We start from the raw sequence: 16,231 nt of genomic DNA on the forward strand, positions 1-16,231 counted from the left end.
GACACCCAGGGGGGTATAGCTCAGCTGGGAGAGCGCTTGCATGGCATGCAAGAGGTCAGCGGTTCGATCCCGCTTACCTCCACCAACATGGTGTCGAGTAGAAGATTTTTGAAGTTGGTTTTGAAGTAACAAGCGCTGATCGCAGCGCGGTTCCTAAGGTTTTGACCCTATCGTCTAGAGGCCTAGGACACCACCCTTTCACGGTGGCTACCGGGGTTCGAATCCCCGTAGGGTCGCCAGTTTCACTGCAAGGTGAAACCGGCACAAGTCGCAGCACTTGGCTCCTTTTGGAGTGAACGTTGTCTACCAGGAGTGGTAGTTCAGTTGGTTAGAATACCGGCCTGTCACGCCGGGGGTCGCGGGTTCGAGTCCCGTCCACTCCGCCAGATAAAGCAACGGGTTACGTGAGAAATCACGTAGCCCGTTTGTCTTTTGGCTTCCTTCGTGTGCATTCGGGGATGGACGCTAGCCTTTGTTCGCGGTATACCCCGGCACCCCGACCAGATTAACCGTGCGCGATGGCACACGAGCCGCGCCCTCAGCCGATTTCTCAGCCCACTTCCGCTGAGCTTCCAGGAAATCGTCTTCTGTCATTGCGTGCATCAATGCCGCGGCCGCCACCTCCCTTGACGTTGGAATCGCACCGTTTTCAACCAGCAGAAGCACGTGCTCCTTGCCCCCTCTGACGATGGTGGCCATCAACGGGGTCAGGCCCGACGAGTTCGGACGGTTCTTGTCGAAGGTCGCGTTGGCCAAGAGTTCACGAAGGCGGTCCATGCTGCCTTCCAAGATGGAGAGCTCCTGCTTGACTTCAGCAGCTGAGTCGCGAACTGTTCTGTTCATTGGGAGCCTCGTTCAAAGGTCCGGCCTTGTGAAGGCAGCATCCGGCGATGCCGCGCGGGGAGCTAGCCGACGAACTCGGCCGCGCCGCTGACGGCGAACGCTGGCCGTGCGTCAGCCGCCTTGGCGCTCGCGACACGCGGCGCGATGGCCAGGTCGCTTTTGCACATGGCGCGGTCCCACGCCATGATGAAGTCGATGGAGAGGGGCTTCTCGGCTTCAGTCTGAAATGCGCTGTATCCGTCGACAACAGTGACTTCCTGATTCGCGAACGAAATCTCCGACGCATCCTCCAGCACCAGAATCCCGGCCCCGCCCATACCACCTTGAAGGCTGAAGCTCTGAACGAGCAGGCCGTCGACAACGACCTTCTCGGCGGTTGCAAGGGCTGTGAACAAGCTGACTCCGAATTTGGACATGTGGATTCCAGTGCATCGTCGACGGTCGGCGCTTGCGGCGGGTCAAGGCGCCGTTTCGAGTAGCACCAATGGGTACATCGCAGCATACAGATTGAAACATCTGACAGCAACATTTGCGAGCCGGCGTTACAAGTTTCTGGCGTCGGACTTGGTAGGTTCAGCCGCGCAAGCGCGGCTGGCACCGGCTAAGACGATGGCCATTGCGCTGAGAATTTATACCTTTTAAAGAAACACTAAGGTATAAACGCTGCGAGCCTGTTCGCTGTGATTTATACCTTGACAATATTTGCTAAGGGATAATATCCGTCTATGGCCAGCTTCCACAATGACGCATTGCAGGTGTTGTATTCCTCTGTCGTCGAGCGAGCCAGCACGCAATCACAGATTCCGCTGCACTCTCCGGGGTCCGCGGCGCGAAAGACTGTCGATGGAAAGACGTACGTCTACTGGCGGATGTACCTGGCATCGGGCAAACACAAGGAAGTCTCGTTAGGCCGCGCAGGAGAGCCAGGGACTGACGTCGCGCTCGAAGCGAAGCGGCTCGAGAGCGCTGAGATGCGCGAACGCGCGACCGACGTCCAGCTCCTGCGCAAGGCAGGCTTTGCCGCTGCCGACAACTCGTCAGCGCTCACCCTCGCAACGCTCTTCAACGCTGGCATCTTCAGCCACGGTGGAGTGCTCGTCGGCTCCCATGCGTTTGGCGCGGTCCTGAACAGCCTGGGCGTTCGGCTGGCGGCGAACGACGCGACCGAGGACATCGACATCGGGAGCGCTGGGGAAATCTCGGTCGCCATTCCAGAGGACCGCAGCTTTCTCGACATCCTGCGAGAGAGCAGCTTGCCCTTCTTCGAGGTGCCGGAACCGGACCCGCGCAAGCCCTCGACCTCGTTCAAGGCCCGCGGTCAACCAATCAAGGTTGACCTGCTCGTGCCGGGCACCGAAGCGTATGAGACGAGAGCTTTGCCCCAGATACAGGCACACGCGACCGGACTCCCGTACTTCAGGTATCTGGTCGCAAACGCTACGCATGGTTTTATCCTCGGCAAAGAACATGTGGTTCCGGTGATGCTGCCGGACCCTGCAAGGTTTGCCCTTCACAAACTCATCGTCAGCACGCTTCAAGACCCGTCGCGCGCGCTCAAGTCAGACAAGGACCGCCGACAGGCCATGGTGCTGATTGACGCGTTGATGGAGAAGTTTCCAGCCTGGCTGACAGAAGCCTCTGAAGACCTGGAGGCGAGTGCTCGCCCTCGGATAGCCCTGGCCGCCCAGGCCAGAAATCTTGTCCCGGGGATGTCTGAGCGTACGCGGGACTTCCTGGTCGAATTGGCTGACCGCTGAGCTCACAGCCGCGATGCATGGATTGCCTCCGGCGAACCTGAGACACCTCGGCGGCTAGGCCGCACTTCGCGAGCTCATCACGATAGCGAGGAGAGACCGTCTTCTTGCGGTTGATCTTGGTCCTCCCAGGTCGCAGTGCGTCAACACATCAGAGGCAGGACAACCCGTTGGTGCCGTGCAGGGCCCGATTCGCCTGCTCAATCACGATGACTCAATCGTGACAGACGCACCTCATATCTCGCAATTCTCTATGTGTCCATCGCGTGCTTTTTGAAGGCCAACTTAGATTGCAGAATGACCACGCAACGAGTAGCCCGCACATTGATGAAGCCTGCGAACACTTCTGGAGAATGCCCGCATGTCCTTGCTTTCCGTCAGCCACACGAACTCCAGAGCCGCCGCGTCCACCGTGGCGACGTATCGTGATGCGCACTACTGTATCGAGCCGGTGATCGCTTCTCCGGTGGTCCTGCGTATCGGCGAGCGGTCATCGGGGCTGGCCTCGCTGTACAGCCAGATGAATGTGGGCAGCTGCGGATTCGTCACCGCCTGCAATCCTTTGGGGTTGGTCCTTCGAGATGCGGCTAATGTCGTAGCCACCACCGCGTTGTGCCTTGACGTGCAGACGATGGGCCTCGCGCTCCTGCCTGGCGTTGGCCGAGACGGTGACCCGGTCAGCGGCTGGCCAGGCGAGGAGAGCATTGCAGTCTTCGGCATCAGTCGCGACGCAACATGCGAACTGGGGCAACGCTACCAGCAGCACGCCATCGTGTGGGCAGATGCAGATGCTGTGCCCGAGCTGGTTTTTCTGCGATAGCCCCTGTTGCCCGTCAACGCGCCCACTCGTCGGCGTGTTGAATCTCGCGTTTCAGCTATTTGCGGACGACCGCGGCGCCATTGGGCCCTGCGCACCCCGCGCGGTAGACACCATTGACGCAAGTGAGCTTGGGCGGCGCGGGCTTTCTGGCCACGACGGCGCCGTTCGGGCCGGCGCACCCCGCGCGATAGACGCCCTTGACGCACGCGGCCGCCGAAGCGTCCAGGGGCATCAAGGTCATCATTCCCAAGGCTGCCGTTGCCGCCAGCAAGGATCCATTTTTCAAAGCTTTCTCCGGTGGTACACGCGCGCCACTGAGGGTCAGGTCGTCGAAGCTTCTGTGCCGCCAGGCGAGCTGCGACTGCGGCTCGATGCTCCAGCGCGCGTCGAGCCCGCGTCCTGAATGGCGGTTATTTGGGGAACATCAGCTGCGCCTGGAGTCGCAGCGCCCAGCGGGGTGCGTTGTCGGGTCGCTCGACGTTGTAGTAGGCAGAGGCCTGCAGGTTCACCGGCAGCTTGCCAAAGCGGACAATCTTGCCGACGCCTCCGCCCATGGGCACCGTCCACTTCTGACCTCCGGCCGCCTCCCAGTTCGCGGTGATGAGCGGCGACGAGGTCAGGTAGACGCCTCCCGGAAAGTTGTAGTTCAGGAACGGCTGCAAGGTCAGCTGGTTGATCTTCGGGTCGGTCGATGAGCTGCTGACCGACCAGATGTTGTTGATCAACGCGCCATAGACCCAGGGACTGCCCTTCTCGAGCCGAAGCACGACCGCGGTCGGCCCAAGGCCCCAGCGGTCGTTGCCGAGCCGGTCGTTGGTGTGCGTGGGCAGCTGCGCCACGGCGCCGACGCCCCAGATCCAGCTGCCCGAGTTCTTCGGTGACAGGAAGCCGTTGACCTGGATGTCGCCGAGACCGAAGGTGGAGCCTTCGAAAGGCGTGGAGGCCGGCTGCCAGATCAGCGGCATGATGGTCCGCGAGATCAGGTTCCAGTCCTCGTTGAGGCTGAAGGGCACGACCGGCTGGATGTTGAGCACGTTCTGTGTGCGCTCCTCCGGCCCGGTATCGAAGTTGGTGTTGAGCTGAAAGGGCACGCTGATCATGCTGGCCAGCGGGTTCTGCGCCGCCTTGGCGAGTTCCTCGTTGCTCTGTTGCGCGTGGGCAGACGCCGACAGGAGGCCCGCCACCATGACACCGACGGCCCGGTGGTTCTTGGTTCGAGATCGAGACATGTCTTTTTCCTTTTATCGTGATGCGGCACGCAGGGCGGCGAATCGGCGCGCGAACGCCTCCGACCATTTGTTGAAGGCGTCCTGCGCATAGCTCCAGCTCGTGAAGGAGCTGACGTAACCGTTCATCCATGCGACCGCCGCGGTCGTCGCACCCTTGTTCAGGTCGGCGGCGTACTTGAGTCCAATCTCGGTGTCCGCGCATTCGCCGACCACCTTGCCGGTGGCGCCGTCTCTGAACTGTGCCTCCAGCCCGGTCTGGCCCATGTAGGGGGTCGAACCCACGGGCCGGCCGGTCGCCGCGCCCGCGCCCATCTCGGCGACGAAGCCGTAGGGCACCGCCGTGCCGGCCAGGCTGGCCACGGTGTTGGTCGGAATCAGGGAGGTCAGCGCAAACTTCAGGCGCAACACGCCCGGGCCAGGCGCATCGACGACTTGGACGCCCGGCTTGAGGTTCTGGACCAAGGCCGCATGAAAGTAGTCGAGCAGCGCCTTCAGGTCCGTCGGATCCACTGGACGCTGCTCCGCACCGGGCTCGAGGTAGACCTGGATGCGCTCGATCATGACCTTGTCGTAGCTGCCCCACCGGACGTCCGGTTGCAGCCAGCACAGGAAGCCCTCTCCGCCGGGCGTGGGCTTCAACCGGCCGGGCTCCGTGAGAAATCCGACTTTGCTGACTTTGGCCTCGGCGTTGTTGGACGCCACGATCCCGGTGCTGCTCGAGCCGGGTGTGGAACAGCCGGCAAGGAATGCGCCAGAAGCCATTGCGACAATGGCGAGATAAGGACGAGCTCGACTTCCCACTTTGACCCCTCTACAGTTTGGGGCCGAGCATATGGGCAAACAGGCGCGCGCGCGCCTGCCCTAAAGGGCAGTAGACGCCGGCCTGGAAAGCGCACACAGTGCACGGACCAGCAAAAAAATGGGCGAGCCGATCTCCACCTCCAATTCGCTGTCGTCGATGACGACGCGAGCATCCGTCGCCCGCTCGGGAGACTGAAGCGGCGCTGCTCCTTCTCGCGAGACCTGTCTTCGAACTTTCTCGACAAGCCAGTTCAACTCAAAATCCTTCCACCCTGTACCGGAGTTCCAATCCATGAAAGTGCGTCTTTTCTCGCGGTTCGCCGCATTCGCAATGGCTCTCTTGCTCACCGCTTGCGCCGCACCGGGCTCGCAGCAGGCATCGATGACGATCCGCCAGGGCAAGATCGAGCAGATCATGCCGACCGAGATCCCGACCTCCCACCATACCGGCGTGGGTGCAGTGCTCGGCGGACTGGCCGGCGTCGGGATCGGCAGCCTGATCGGTGGTGGCACCGGCCGCGACGTTGCGATGGTGGTGGGCGCGATCGGCGGCAGCGTGGCGGGCAGCCACATTGCGGAACGCTACAGCAAGCCGCTCGAAGGCCAGCAGATCTTCGTTCGCACCGACAGTGGTGTGCTGGTCGAGGTGACGCAGCCGGTGATGCCCGGACTGCGAGTAGGTCAGCGGGTCTTCATCCAGGGCAATGGCGAGGCCGCTCGCGTCCAGCCCCAATGAGCTGAGTGACAGTACAGGCCACAGGTCCGCGTACCGACCTGTTGGCCCCATCAGAATCCTGGCATCGCGAACGCTGGTTTCTTCGAAACGGGACTCAGAGCGCCCAATGCCGAGCGCCCGGCCGGACCGGCCGCAATGCCGCGGATTCTTTTCGCAATTTGAGTCACAGTCAGAGGAGTCAGCATGTCCTTACGCATTCGTTCCGCAACAGCCATGGTTTATTGCCTCGTCGCCAGTGGCTGCGCCAACTATCAGCCTCCGGCGCCGATCATCGGAGGCTTCATGTCTCCGCTCGTGTCGCGCACCAGTTGCATCGACGCCGTCTCCCGCGAGTACAAGGTGCCAAAGGCAAGCGTGACGCCGACCAGCGACGCGAGCACCATGAGGGAAGGCTTCTACGTCGTCACCCTCAGCATCGGAGCCGGACAACCGGCGATCAACTGCACCGTCAACGAGAACGGCGTCGTCTCCGACGTGATTCGCGCACGTTGAAGCGCGTCCCGCGGAACAAGCCTTCGTCGGCCTGCCTGTCTTTCGATAGGCCCCTTGGAATCGTGGTTCGACAAGACATGGAAGCCGGGTGAATTCGAACTCGTGAACTGATCCATGTCCGTTCCGGTGCGGCAGCACCGGGACGTGTCGATGAGCTTGTGCTCCGTCATGAATCCCGTCTTCGCCGCCGGCAACGCCATGGTCATGCCGCGCTTCGGCATCCTCTCAATTCACGTCATTCCACCCAGGCGAGAATCGGGCTTGGTCACCGAATGGAGTTTTCATGAGTTGGGTCACCATTGTTTGGGCCATGGTCGGGTCCGCGTGCCTCATGCTGGCTGCGGTGCATTTGCCGGTGTGGGTGAAGGATCGGGCAGCCTGGCCGAGTTTGCTCTTTCCGGTCTTGGCGGTGGCGACCGCTGCGCTTGCCTTCTGCGAACTCGTCATGATGAAAGCGCAGGCGCCAGAAGAGTATGCGCTTGCGAATCGCGCGGGACAGGTGGCGGTCTGGCTCGCAACCGTGTCGCAGGTCGGCTTCGTGCGCAGCTATCTCAAAAGCGGTCGCGCCTGGTTGGGGTGGACAGTCGTCGTCCTGCGGACCTTCACCTTGTTGCCCAACTTCCTGAGCGGGCAGTCACTGAACTTCAAAGAGATCTCGGGGCTGCGCGCCATTCCGTTCCTGGGCGAGAACGTCTCGATCGCCATCGGGACGCCCAATCCGTGGATGCTGGTCGGCCAGTTGGCGATGGGCCTGCTCGCGATTTTTGTCCTGGATGCCAGCCTTTCGGCCTGGCGCCGCGGCGACAGGGCCGCAGCGCTCACCATCGGCGGCACGGCCTGCTTCTTCGCCCTGGGTGGTGTGGCGCAGGCGGTGCTGGTGTTCTGGGGCTTCGTCGAGGCGCCGATCACGGTCAGCTTGTTCTCATTGGGCATTGTGTTCGCGATGGCCTACGAACTGAGTCGCAACGTGCATCGCGCGGCGAGTCTGCTGCACGAGTTGCGCGAAGGCGAGGAGCGCATGACGCTCGCCATGCAGGCCGCGAACCTGGGCCTCTGGACGCGTGATACTGCGTGCGGCACCTTCTGGGCGAGCCTGAGGACCCGGCAGCTGTTCGACTTTTCGCCGAACGAGCCGATGGATCTGGAGTCGTTGCTATCGAAGGTGCATGCCGACGACCGCCGCATGGTTCGCCTGGCGTTCTCCGAGGCGGGAGGGGACAGGATTGGCCACTTTCAGACGGAGTTTCGCGTCTTTGTTTCCGATGGCAGCATGCGGTGGATCTCGGCGCAAGGACAATTCGAGTTCGAACGCCAGCGCGCTGTCCGCAGTCGGGGCGCCTGCAGCGACATCACCGCCCGCAAGGAAGCCGAGCAGGAAATGTTGCGCCTGCGGCATGAGATCGCTCACGCAGGCCGCTTGTCCGTGATGGGTCAGTTGGCGGCCGCTCTGGCCCATGAGATCAACCAGCCGCTGGGCGCCATCCTGCGCAATGCCGAAGCCGCAGTACTCATGCTGCAATCCGGTCAGGCGGACCTTGAGGAGATCCGCGCGATTGTCGACGACATCCTCGCCGATGACCAGCGAGCGGGTGCCGTGATCGATCGCATGCGCGCGATGCTGCGGCGCCACGAGGTCGAGGTCGTGCCGCTGAACGTCCAAGACCTTCTGGAGAATGTCACGGCGTTGGTCCGTCCCGACGCCGCAGCGCGCCGCATTCGCGTGCATTTGCACGTTGCGCACCCTCTGCCGCCGGTCCTTGGCGATCGCATCCATCTGCAGCAGGTGCTGCTCAACCTGATTTCCAACGGCATGGACGCCATCGACGAAGCCGCACACAAGGTGCGCACCATTGTGGTCACCGCGATGCATCGCGGCGCCGAGACGGTCGAGATCGCCGTCAACGACAACGGGTCGGGTATTCCCAAGGAGCGGATCGAGAAGATCTTCGGGTCGTTCTTCACCACCAAGCCGACCGGGATGGGCATGGGCCTGTCGATCTCGCGCACACTGGTCGAGGCACACGGAGGGCGGCTGTGGGCCGAGAGCGTGGAGGGTGGCGGCGCCAGCCTGCGCTTTACGCTACCGGTCTCACCGGCCGGCCGGCCAGCGATGGCTGCGCCTGCGCCTGGGCGATCTGCGGAGCAAGCGCGATACACAGCATGATGCCCCGTTCGGCGAGAAGCCCTCTCCAAGGGCAGGCTCCGAATCGCTACTTGGAGGCAACGATCCCCGGGGGCTTCCAGGTGCCTGCACCGGCCGGCAGGATCGAAGGCGGCGATTCCTTGGGCCAGTACAGGCGCATCACCAGGTAGACGGTGTCGTTCGGCGCAGGCAGCCAGTTGGCTTCGAGCGCCTTGCCGGGCGAGTCCTTCTGGATGTAGAGCGTGAGCGAGCCGTCGGCGTTCTTCTTCATCGCCGACACCATCGGCGAGTTGATGAGGTAGCGGTTGATGGGATTCTTGATCAGAAGCTGGCTCTTGCCGTCGTACATCGTCACCGACCAGAAGGCGTTGACAGGCGGCAGCTGCCCGGCGGGGAAGGTGATCGTGTAGTTGTGCTTGCTGGCGTCGATGGTCTCGCCGGTCGCCGTCACGCGGGTGAAGGGATACGTCGCTTCAGCGGGGTCGTTGCCGTAGACGCCGGACTTGGCCGCGGCAGCGCGCATCAGCCAGTCGCCCTTGTAGAAGGCACGATCGCCAAAGAACGAACCGACGCTCCAGCCATTGATGTTCTTCACCCCGCTGGCCGCGAACTTGTCGACCTTTTCGTCGCCTTCCTTCATGGCCAGCAGAACGGCGGCCTTGTGTTCGAGCGAAAGATCCTTGAACTCGAAGGTCTTGCCCGGCCCGATGCCGATGCGCGAGAGCCTGGCCCGCAGGTCCTTGTCTTCCGGGGTGGGCGGCACGTACTGCAGCGCGGCGTCCAGGTACTCGAAGTAGTTCTGCTTGATCCCGGCCGTCGTGGCTGGTACGAAATTGACAGCAGGGGCGGCCGGCGGCGCTGGCTGCTTCAGAAACGCGGAAAGCGGCTGCGCCTTGTAGCCCGCCTGCACCTTCTCGACGTTCGAGATGTCCTTGGGGTTGAAGAGCTGGGTGCGGAAGAGGGAGAGCGAGAACGGGGTCGTCGAGGTGAAGACCTTCTTGATGCCCGGGGGCGTCTCGCCCTTCCAGTCCGGGCCGACCACCATGTAGTGGCCTGGCGCGCTGCCGGTGGCGCGGCTGCCGATGTAGCCGTAGTTGTAGGTATTGCCGTCGATGAGCTGCACGGCGTAGTAGCGCCGCTTCTCCACGGCGGGGACCGAAATCACCATCGGCTCTGCGCGCAGGTCCAGCCAGAGCACGGAATAGGGCGTGTCGCTGTTCGGCGTGACGACCGCCGTGTCCTGGTAGGTGGCGACGTGGTGCTGGTTGTTGATCTTGTTGAAGGGCGCCTTGAACTGGCTGGACTTCGAGTCCACGGCGAACTCATACATCACTGCATAGTTCATCACGAGCGGAAGACCGTAGACGAAGGCCTCTTCCGCGATCGCCTTGGTCTCCGCAATGCCGGGCGCGGCCACGCCTTTGGCGGCGCCGGCCTTCTCCCCTTGGCTGATCGGATCAACCTTGCTGGCGCAGCCAACCGTCAGGCTGACCGCTCCGGCGAGCACCATCCATTTCACCAGTTCCGCTTTCATGTTTGCCTTTTTTCCTTGCAGGTCGTGATCCGTGCACCCATGCAGCGGCCCGCGCGATGATGACACCGGCCCCAACGGGTTGGCAACTGCCCTAAAGGGCAGTGTCGATGCACTTTGAGCCCGAGGCCACCGCGTTCAGGCCTTGCGCGCCGATGGCGAAGACCATTGAGACGGGGGCACGATCTTCTCCGCTCTCGGATCGCCGACGTAGTGGGGGGACATGATCTGGACGCCGGCTTCGTTGAACACATCGAGCGCGTTGGCGTGCAACATGTGCAGCACTTCCGCCCGCGTGCGAGGTCTTTCCGGAACGGCTTGGCAGACGAGGCGGTATTCAATATAGAAGTCTGAAAGCGCGGTCTGGAATACCTTGGGCTTCGGCATGTCCAGGATGCCCTCCGTGCGTCCGGCGGCTTCGATCAGCATGGCCTCGACCTGCCGCCACGGGGTGTCGTAGCCGATGGTCAAGACGGTGTCGAGAATGAAGCCCTGGCCTTGCGCGGCGCGCGAATAGTTCTTGGTGACGGATCCCATGATGAGGGAATTGGGGAGGCTGATTTCCTCGCCCAGGCCGGTCCGGATCTTGGTCGTGAAGGTGCTCAGTTCAGTGACGGTGCCTTCCTGATCCTGGATGCGGACATAGTCCCCGATTCGAATCGTGCGCGAATACATCAAGATCAGGCCGCTCGCACCCTGCCCGACAAGGCTCGAGCCGCCGAGGGTCAGCATCAGGCCCACCAGCACGGTGATCCCTTTGAAAGCCTCGCTTTGTGATCCCGGCAGGTAGGGGTAGGCCATCGCGATCGCGAACAACCAGACCGAAACGCTGAAGATTCGCCGGGACGGGGCGGCCGAATCGCGATCGAGCCAGCCGATGGCGCCCGAGCCACGCTCGACGCGGTCGAAGATCGGCCGGACCGCGCCGATCACACCGCGCGCAAGCAGCAAGATGACCGCGGCGATCGCCAGATCGGGCAGCGCCCCCAGCACGCCGTTGCCGATATGCCGGAAGACGCCGACCAGGAAATCGCCCAGTTCTTCTCCCCAAGGGCGGGTGTAGGAAAACCGGGTCAGCACGAAGACCAGCCATTCGTAGACCAGGAGGGCGGCCGCCGACCAGGCAACAACGTTCACCAGGCTTCGCGCAATGGCACGCATGCGCGAGCTGTGGACCAGCGGCGCGCCCGCGACGTGCATGCCAGCGGCCTTGGATTCAAACAGATCGGCGGTGCGCACGAATGTCGCGCGCCGAACGCGCCAGCCGATCCAGATGGCCAGCACCGCGATCAGCGTCGCCAGTGCGCTTTCGGCTGCGCCGCGCAGCAGCATGCTGCGATCCCGCGACTCTCTGGTTGCATCGATGGCACGTCGCAGCGCCTGCTGCGTCGATTCCGTGATCGCCTCGAGCGTCTGCGCGCCGGTGGTGTCGACGTCCCCAGGCGTGAGAATCAGCGCGAACTCGCCATCGATCGATACGATGTTGCCCTGGGGCACCTTTTCGACGCTGACCGCGCCGGCACCTCCCTTGTCGAGCATCTCTGCGATGGCGCGTTCGAAACGCCTGGCGCGGTCCGCCGGCGTCACGCCAAGGAACGAATCGCGCAGCACGGCCACCTTGCGATTCAGTACCGTGACCTCGGCTGCGTCCGGCGAGGCGGCCACAGGCGACGCGATGGGGAGGCCGGCTTGTGCGGCGGCCATCAGCATGACCAGAACGAGGGCCTGCAATGATCGCCATCCCAAGGAAAAGCTCAGGGAGCTGCGCATGGCGATGCGCTTCATCGTTCAGTCGTTCCTCAGTAGGGCGCCGGCACGACGGTGTAGTACACACCATTGGCGCCGTAGTACGGCCGGAACCAGGTGCTGCCGACCTGGTAGTAGTTGATGCCGGCCTGATTCACGATCACCGCGTCGGGCGGCATCGTCGCGTAGTTCACGCCCATCGAATACACCGGCCGCGCCGCATTGGCGATCGCGGCGCCGGCCGCCAGGCCGACGACCGCACCCGCTGCGACCGCGCCGGCGCAGTTGTAGCAGCCCGCGTGGTAGTACGGTACCGCCATCGGAGCGTGGTAGGGCGCATAGCCCGCGTAGCCGTAGGCCGGCGGGCGGTAGGTGCTGAAGCCTCCGGCGGTCGTGTGCACGGCGCCGTAGCCTGGCACGCCGGCAGAGTGCCCGCCGTACATGTTGGTGTGGCTGACCGCGCCGTCCCAGCTTCGCGAGGTGGAGCCGCCCCAGCGATTGTCGTGCGTGGCGCCGCCGAAGCCGCCGAAGGAATGGCCGCCGAAGCGGTTGGCGCTGGCCCAGGCGGCCGCCGTCTGGTGAAAACTCGCCGCCATGAGCGCCGCCAGCACGAGAGGAAGAACCTTGGTGTTTGTCATTGTGCGTTCTTCCTGCTCTTGGTCTTGGCGGTCTTGGCGGTCTTGGGCGGGTTCGGAGCCGCGAAGGCGATCTTCTTCGCGTTCGCCGCGTTCAGTGCCGCGAAAGCCTCCGCCGCGATCACGGGGTCGAGCTTCCAGTTCGACAGCTCCACCTGGTGGCGCAGCTGCAACGGGTCGCCGCGGAACACCGCGCGCATCTTGCGCGGCAGCTTGTCGTCGGCGCCGATCCAGATCTGCATGAACATCTGGTCGCTGGCGATGGCCACCATCTCGGTGGACGTGCCGCCGACGGTCTTCGACGGGCCTATGTAGAAGGCCTTGACGAGGCCGTCGGTGAGCGCCTTGAAAGGGTCGCTGCCGACGACGTCGGCGAAGGGGAAGTAGATCGCGGCGTTCTCGAAGGCCTGTTTGAGCATGGCATCGATGGTGGGCGGTGCCGGCGCCACGGCGACCAGGTTCTCGGCCGGCGCGAAGGCAGTGATGGTCTTGCCGTCGTAGAAGAACTCCGAGGCGGGCCCGTCCCCGAGAGTGACCACGCGCAGCCTGTCGGGGCGCTGCAGCAACACCTCGGAGGTGGTTCCGTAGGCCAGCGCGGGGCCGACGCTGCTCGGGCTCTCGTAGGTGGCGACCGCCGTGAACGACATCGAATGGGGGGCCGTCAGGGCACCGCCCATCGCGCGCAGCAGGTCGATGGCCTTGGCTTCGAGTTCAGGCTGGGTCGACTTGGCTGCCGACTTGGCTGCCGACCTGGCGGGCTTGGCGGGTGGCGGCTGCTGTGCATTGGCATCCGCCATCAGCGACAGGCCCAGCGCGACCAGCAATGTGCAGGCGCAGCGTTGGAGTTGGATCATTGCTGACTTCCTTTATCGATATTGACGGACCGCAGGCCCGGATCGCGGGTGCATGGATCTGCTCATGGCTGGATGCGGCTTGCGCCGTGCGGCTCGTTTCAGTGCACAGGATAGTGAAAAAGGCGTTCGCACACACCTGCCCTTTCGGGCAGTAGCCGGCGAGTCACCCGCCCATGTGTCAGTCCGGGACGAGCTATGCTTGCCCGTTTTCAGCGGTATGGATTCGATGAAATTCGCCGCAGCATGAACGTGACCGAACCCACCGTCTACATTGTCGACGACGACGTGTCGTTTCTTACCGCCACGTCCCGACTGCTGCTCGTCAGTGGTTTCACCGTGAAGGCTTTCCTGTCCGCCAGTGAGTTTCTCGCGCAGTGCAGCAACGACGCACGGGGTTGCGTGGTGGCGGATTTGCAGATGCCCGGATTGAACGGGCTCGATCTGCAATCGGCGCTCGCGCAGACACGCAACCCGCTGCCGCTCCTCTTTCTTACCGGACAGGGCGACATTGCTTCGACCGTGCGGGCGATGCGCGGCGGCGCGGAGGACTTTCTGGAAAAACGAGCCCCCAAGGAGGAACTGCTCGACGCCGTACGGCGGGCCCTGGCGCGGGACGGGCATGAGCGCGAGGCGAGGGCTCGCCAACGTGAGCTGGAGGAGCGCTTCAGCGCGCTGTCGGTGCGGGAGTTCGAGGTACTCTCCCACGTCCTGCGGGGCCGGCTCAACAAGCAGATTGCCGGCGATCTGGGAATCAACGAACGCACCGTGAAACTGCACCGCACGGCGATCATGATGAAACTGGGGGTAGGGTCCGTCGCGGCGCTCACGCGGCTGTCGCAGGAGGCGGGTGTCTTGACGGCGGCCGCGCCCACCTTCCCTAAGGGGAAGTAGACAGCGGGCTCGGGGGCGCCCAAAGTGCGCGTTGACCTCCGATGAGCACCATCACCCCCATCTATGTCGCCCTCGTCGATGACGACGAGAGCCTTTGCCGATCTCTTGGCAGGCTGCTGCGCGCGTCGGGGATGCAGCCGATCTCCTATGGCTCGGCAGAAGCGTTCCTCGCGGACACGAAGCAGCCCCGGTTCGACTGCCTGGTGTTCGATGTCCAGCTCGGGGGGATGTCGGGCATCGAGCTGGCCCAGCGCCTGGTCGCGGAAGGCGGACACGCGCCCTTCATTTTCATCACCGCGCACGACGACCCGGAAACGTGTGCCGCGGCGCAAGCCGTCGGCTGTGCGGCCTACTTTCGCAAGATCGATACCGGTGCCGATGTTCTCGAGGCCATCCGCCGAGCAGCGGCCGGCTGACGCGCCGTTCAAGCTTGGCCTCAGTCACGATGAAGCCGGCCGAACCCAGTCACCTTCTCCATCACCGAACACATGGATTCTCGTTTTCATTTTCGCGGCCTGACTGCCGCACTCGCACTCGCCATGGGCGTGCTGGCGCCGACGCTGTCTGCTGCACAACAGTCGCGGGCCGACCCCGCCGCCGACAACTGGCGGTACAGCCTCTCGGTGTACGGCTATCTGCCAAGCCTGAGCGGCTCGACAAGCGCACCGGCGGGCACGGGTGGCGCGTCCATCAACGTCAGCGCCGACAAGATCATCGACAAGCTGAAGTTCACGTTCATGGGTTCGTTGGACGCGCACAACGGGCGATGGGGCTTCTTCACCGATCTCATCTATCTCGACCTCGGCGGCAGCAAGACCCGCAGCCGCTACTTCACGATCGGGGACGTCGGGCTCCCGGCGGGCACCACGGCAGATCTCGGCTTGAATCTCGAGGGTTCGATCTGGACATCGGCGGGCGAGTACCGCGTGGTGTCCGATCCGGCGTTGACGCTGGACCTGCTCGCCGGCGCCCGCATGTTCCGCCTGCGGCAAACCTTGAGCTGGAACATCGCCGGCGACCTCGGGCCGGTCGCGACCGCCGCGCGTTTGGGCAGCGTCGAGCACAGCGAAACCCTGTGGGACGGCATCGTCGGCGTCAAGGGGCGGTATGCCCTTGGCGAATCCGGGAAGTGGTCGCTTCCGTTCTACGTCGATGTCGGCACCGGCGAGTCCCGCCTGACCTGGCAGGCGGCCGGCGGCATCAGCTACGCGTACGCCTGGGGTGAACTCAGCGCCATGTGGCGCTATCTCGCCTACGACATGAAATCGGGCAAGGCCGTCAAGGACCTCAATTTCAGCGGGCCGCTGCTCGGCGCGACCTTTCGTTGGTGAGCGACCGCGGGCATGGCGGCATGGATGGGATTCCACGTCGTGTACTGCCCGAAAGGGAAGGTGCGCAAGATCGCCTTTGCCAATACGCTTTGAGCAGGAGAAGGTCGCCTCCGTACGAAGTCGACAGACTCGGCTGCGGCCTTTTCAAAGTTGGTAACCGCTGCAGCATCCTCGGCCATTCAACCATCTGGACACCGACATGCCACCCACAATTCCATCGGAAGCTGCGGTTGCACCTGAACCGTTGCCTGTTCCCGTGTCGTCGGCGACAAAGGTCGCCAAGCACGCCGCCAAGACGCAGCGCCAGGACATGACGCGACTCGTGCTCGGTCTCCTGAAGCCCTACCACGGCTGGCTGGTGATCGTGTTCGCCGCCATGATGGTCGAGATCGTCATGAGCCTGGCGGCCCCCTGGCCCCTCAAAC

At 63.5% G+C, this 16,231-nt stretch carries 16 protein-coding genes and 3 tRNA genes; 11 read left to right on the forward strand and 8 right to left on the reverse strand.

Features of this window, described 5'->3' with window-relative positions; translation table 11 throughout:
• Positions 1-9: 9 nt before the first annotated feature.
• The 3 genes from AC1DYK_RS24025 to AC1DYK_RS24035 all read left to right on the forward strand — a co-directional run bounded on the left by AC1DYK_RS24025 (position 10) and on the right by AC1DYK_RS24035 (position 386).
• Positions 10-85, forward strand: a tRNA-Ala gene (locus AC1DYK_RS24025).
• Positions 86-163: 78 nt separating this feature from the next.
• A tRNA-Glu gene (locus tag AC1DYK_RS24030) sits at positions 164-239 on the forward strand.
• Positions 240-309: 70 nt separating this feature from the next.
• Positions 310-386, forward strand: a tRNA-Asp gene (locus AC1DYK_RS24035).
• Positions 387-465: 79 nt separating this feature from the next.
• Here the strand turns inward: AC1DYK_RS24035 and AC1DYK_RS24040 are convergent.
• Both AC1DYK_RS24040 and AC1DYK_RS24045 read right to left on the reverse strand, forming a co-directional pair.
• Complete coding sequence (locus AC1DYK_RS24040; RefSeq protein ID WP_478168564.1) at positions 466-843, reverse strand: hypothetical protein; 378 nt, start codon at positions 841-843, stop codon at positions 466-468.
• 62 nt (positions 844-905) lie between these two features.
• The gene (locus AC1DYK_RS24045; RefSeq protein WP_478168565.1) at positions 906-1,259 is read right to left on the reverse strand and encodes a hypothetical protein; all 354 of its coding nucleotides are present in this window, start codon (positions 1,257-1,259) and stop codon (positions 906-908) included.
• Positions 1,260-1,568: 309 nt separating this feature from the next.
• On the opposite strand from AC1DYK_RS24045, the gene AC1DYK_RS24050 reads away from it, so the two are divergent.
• On the forward strand, positions 1,569-2,600 hold the full coding sequence (locus AC1DYK_RS24050) for a GSU2403 family nucleotidyltransferase fold protein (RefSeq protein ID WP_478168566.1): 1,032 nt from the start codon (positions 1,569-1,571) through the stop codon (positions 2,598-2,600).
• A 358-nt stretch (positions 2,601-2,958) separates the two neighbouring features.
• Complete coding sequence (locus AC1DYK_RS24055) at positions 2,959-3,417, forward strand: DUF3293 domain-containing protein (RefSeq protein ID WP_478168567.1); 459 nt, start codon at positions 2,959-2,961, stop codon at positions 3,415-3,417.
• A 410-nt stretch (positions 3,418-3,827) separates the two neighbouring features.
• Here AC1DYK_RS24055 and AC1DYK_RS24060 read toward each other — a convergent pair whose 3' ends face one another.
• Positions 3,828-4,646, reverse strand: a complete 819-nt coding sequence (locus AC1DYK_RS24060) for a transporter family protein (RefSeq protein WP_478168568.1) — start codon at positions 4,644-4,646, stop codon at positions 3,828-3,830.
• Positions 4,647-4,658: 12 nt separating this feature from the next.
• A complete protein-coding gene (locus AC1DYK_RS24065) occupies positions 4,659-5,408 on the reverse strand; it encodes a DUF3313 domain-containing protein (RefSeq protein WP_478168569.1) in 750 nt (249 codons plus the stop codon).
• A gap of 331 nt (positions 5,409-5,739) precedes the next feature.
• Here AC1DYK_RS24065 and AC1DYK_RS24070 point away from each other — a divergent pair, with 331 nt between their 5' ends.
• From AC1DYK_RS24070 to AC1DYK_RS24080, 3 genes are all read left to right on the forward strand, one after another.
• Entirely contained in the window at positions 5,740-6,183 is a 444-nt protein-coding gene (locus AC1DYK_RS24070) for an outer membrane lipoprotein (RefSeq protein ID WP_478168570.1), read from the forward strand.
• Between the two features lie 183 nt (positions 6,184-6,366).
• On the forward strand, positions 6,367-6,675 hold the full coding sequence (locus AC1DYK_RS24075; RefSeq protein ID WP_478168571.1) for a hypothetical protein: 309 nt from the start codon (positions 6,367-6,369) through the stop codon (positions 6,673-6,675).
• Between the two features lie 283 nt (positions 6,676-6,958).
• A complete protein-coding gene (locus AC1DYK_RS24080; protein ID WP_478168572.1) occupies positions 6,959-8,839 on the forward strand; it encodes a sensor histidine kinase in 1,881 nt (626 codons plus the stop codon).
• 46 nt (positions 8,840-8,885) lie between these two features.
• On the opposite strand, the gene AC1DYK_RS24085 is transcribed toward AC1DYK_RS24080, so the two are convergent.
• The 4 genes from AC1DYK_RS24085 to AC1DYK_RS24100 all read right to left on the reverse strand — a co-directional run bounded on the left by AC1DYK_RS24085 (position 8,886) and on the right by AC1DYK_RS24100 (position 13,584).
• Complete coding sequence (locus AC1DYK_RS24085; protein ID WP_478168573.1) at positions 8,886-10,352, reverse strand: DUF1254 domain-containing protein; 1,467 nt, start codon at positions 10,350-10,352, stop codon at positions 8,886-8,888.
• A gap of 135 nt (positions 10,353-10,487) precedes the next feature.
• Positions 10,488-12,134 carry a mechanosensitive ion channel family protein gene (locus AC1DYK_RS24090; protein WP_478168574.1) on the reverse strand — a complete coding sequence of 549 codons (1,647 nt, stop codon included), beginning with the start codon at positions 12,132-12,134 and terminating at the stop codon, positions 10,488-10,490.
• A 14-nt stretch (positions 12,135-12,148) separates the two neighbouring features.
• Positions 12,149-12,733, reverse strand: coding sequence for a hypothetical protein (locus AC1DYK_RS24095; RefSeq protein ID WP_478168575.1), 585 nt, complete (start codon positions 12,731-12,733; stop codon positions 12,149-12,151).
• On the reverse strand, positions 12,730-13,584 hold the full coding sequence (locus tag AC1DYK_RS24100; RefSeq protein ID WP_478168576.1) for a DUF2092 domain-containing protein: 855 nt from the start codon (positions 13,582-13,584) through the stop codon (positions 12,730-12,732). The genes AC1DYK_RS24095 and AC1DYK_RS24100 overlap by 4 nt, the downstream gene beginning before the upstream one ends.
• Positions 13,585-13,827: 243 nt before the next feature.
• Between AC1DYK_RS24100 and AC1DYK_RS24105 the strand changes: the two genes are divergently transcribed.
• The 3 genes from AC1DYK_RS24105 to AC1DYK_RS24115 all read left to right on the forward strand — a co-directional run bounded on the left by AC1DYK_RS24105 (position 13,828) and on the right by AC1DYK_RS24115 (position 15,806).
• Positions 13,828-14,475 (forward strand): response regulator transcription factor, encoded by a 648-nt coding sequence (locus AC1DYK_RS24105; RefSeq protein ID WP_478168577.1) that lies wholly within the window; start codon positions 13,828-13,830, stop codon positions 14,473-14,475.
• 41 nt (positions 14,476-14,516) lie between these two features.
• Complete coding sequence (locus tag AC1DYK_RS24110; protein WP_478168578.1) at positions 14,517-14,891, forward strand: response regulator transcription factor; 375 nt, start codon at positions 14,517-14,519, stop codon at positions 14,889-14,891.
• 123 nt (positions 14,892-15,014) lie between these two features.
• Complete coding sequence (locus AC1DYK_RS24115) at positions 15,015-15,806, forward strand: hypothetical protein (RefSeq protein ID WP_478168579.1); 792 nt, start codon at positions 15,015-15,017, stop codon at positions 15,804-15,806.
• Positions 15,807-16,231 lie beyond the last annotated feature (425 nt).

It is taken from the genome of Variovorax sp. P2_H12, assembly GCF_056403395.1.

Coding starts and splice junctions, on each gene's coding strand:
- AC1DYK_RS24080 (WP_478168572.1), top strand. CDS start 6,959: ATGAGTTGGGTCACCATTGTTTGGGCCATGGTCGGGTCCGCGTGCCTC.
- AC1DYK_RS24075 (WP_478168571.1), top strand. CDS start 6,367: ATGTCCTTACGCATTCGTTCCGCAACAGCCATGGTTTATTGCCTCGTC.
- AC1DYK_RS24070 (WP_478168570.1), top strand. CDS start 5,740: ATGAAAGTGCGTCTTTTCTCGCGGTTCGCCGCATTCGCAATGGCTCTC.
- AC1DYK_RS24095 (WP_478168575.1), bottom strand. CDS start 12,733: ATGACAAACACCAAGGTTCTTCCTCTCGTGCTGGCGGCGCTCATGGCG.
- AC1DYK_RS24110 (WP_478168578.1), top strand. CDS start 14,517: ATGAGCACCATCACCCCCATCTATGTCGCCCTCGTCGATGACGACGAG.
- AC1DYK_RS24055 (WP_478168567.1), top strand. CDS start 2,959: ATGTCCTTGCTTTCCGTCAGCCACACGAACTCCAGAGCCGCCGCGTCC.
- AC1DYK_RS24090 (WP_478168574.1), bottom strand. CDS start 12,134: ATGAAGCGCATCGCCATGCGCAGCTCCCTGAGCTTTTCCTTGGGATGG.
- AC1DYK_RS24065 (WP_478168569.1), bottom strand. CDS start 5,408: ATGGCTTCTGGCGCATTCCTTGCCGGCTGTTCCACACCCGGCTCGAGC.
- AC1DYK_RS24045 (WP_478168565.1), bottom strand. CDS start 1,259: ATGTCCAAATTCGGAGTCAGCTTGTTCACAGCCCTTGCAACCGCCGAG.
- AC1DYK_RS24105 (WP_478168577.1), top strand. CDS start 13,828: ATGAACGTGACCGAACCCACCGTCTACATTGTCGACGACGACGTGTCG.
- AC1DYK_RS24050 (WP_478168566.1), top strand. CDS start 1,569: ATGGCCAGCTTCCACAATGACGCATTGCAGGTGTTGTATTCCTCTGTC.
- AC1DYK_RS24040 (WP_478168564.1), bottom strand. CDS start 843: ATGAACAGAACAGTTCGCGACTCAGCTGCTGAAGTCAAGCAGGAGCTC.
- AC1DYK_RS24060 (WP_478168568.1), bottom strand. CDS start 4,646: ATGTCTCGATCTCGAACCAAGAACCACCGGGCCGTCGGTGTCATGGTG.
- AC1DYK_RS24115 (WP_478168579.1), top strand. CDS start 15,015: ATGGGCGTGCTGGCGCCGACGCTGTCTGCTGCACAACAGTCGCGGGCC.
- AC1DYK_RS24100 (WP_478168576.1), bottom strand. CDS start 13,584: ATGATCCAACTCCAACGCTGCGCCTGCACATTGCTGGTCGCGCTGGGC.
- AC1DYK_RS24085 (WP_478168573.1), bottom strand. CDS start 10,352: ATGAAAGCGGAACTGGTGAAATGGATGGTGCTCGCCGGAGCGGTCAGC.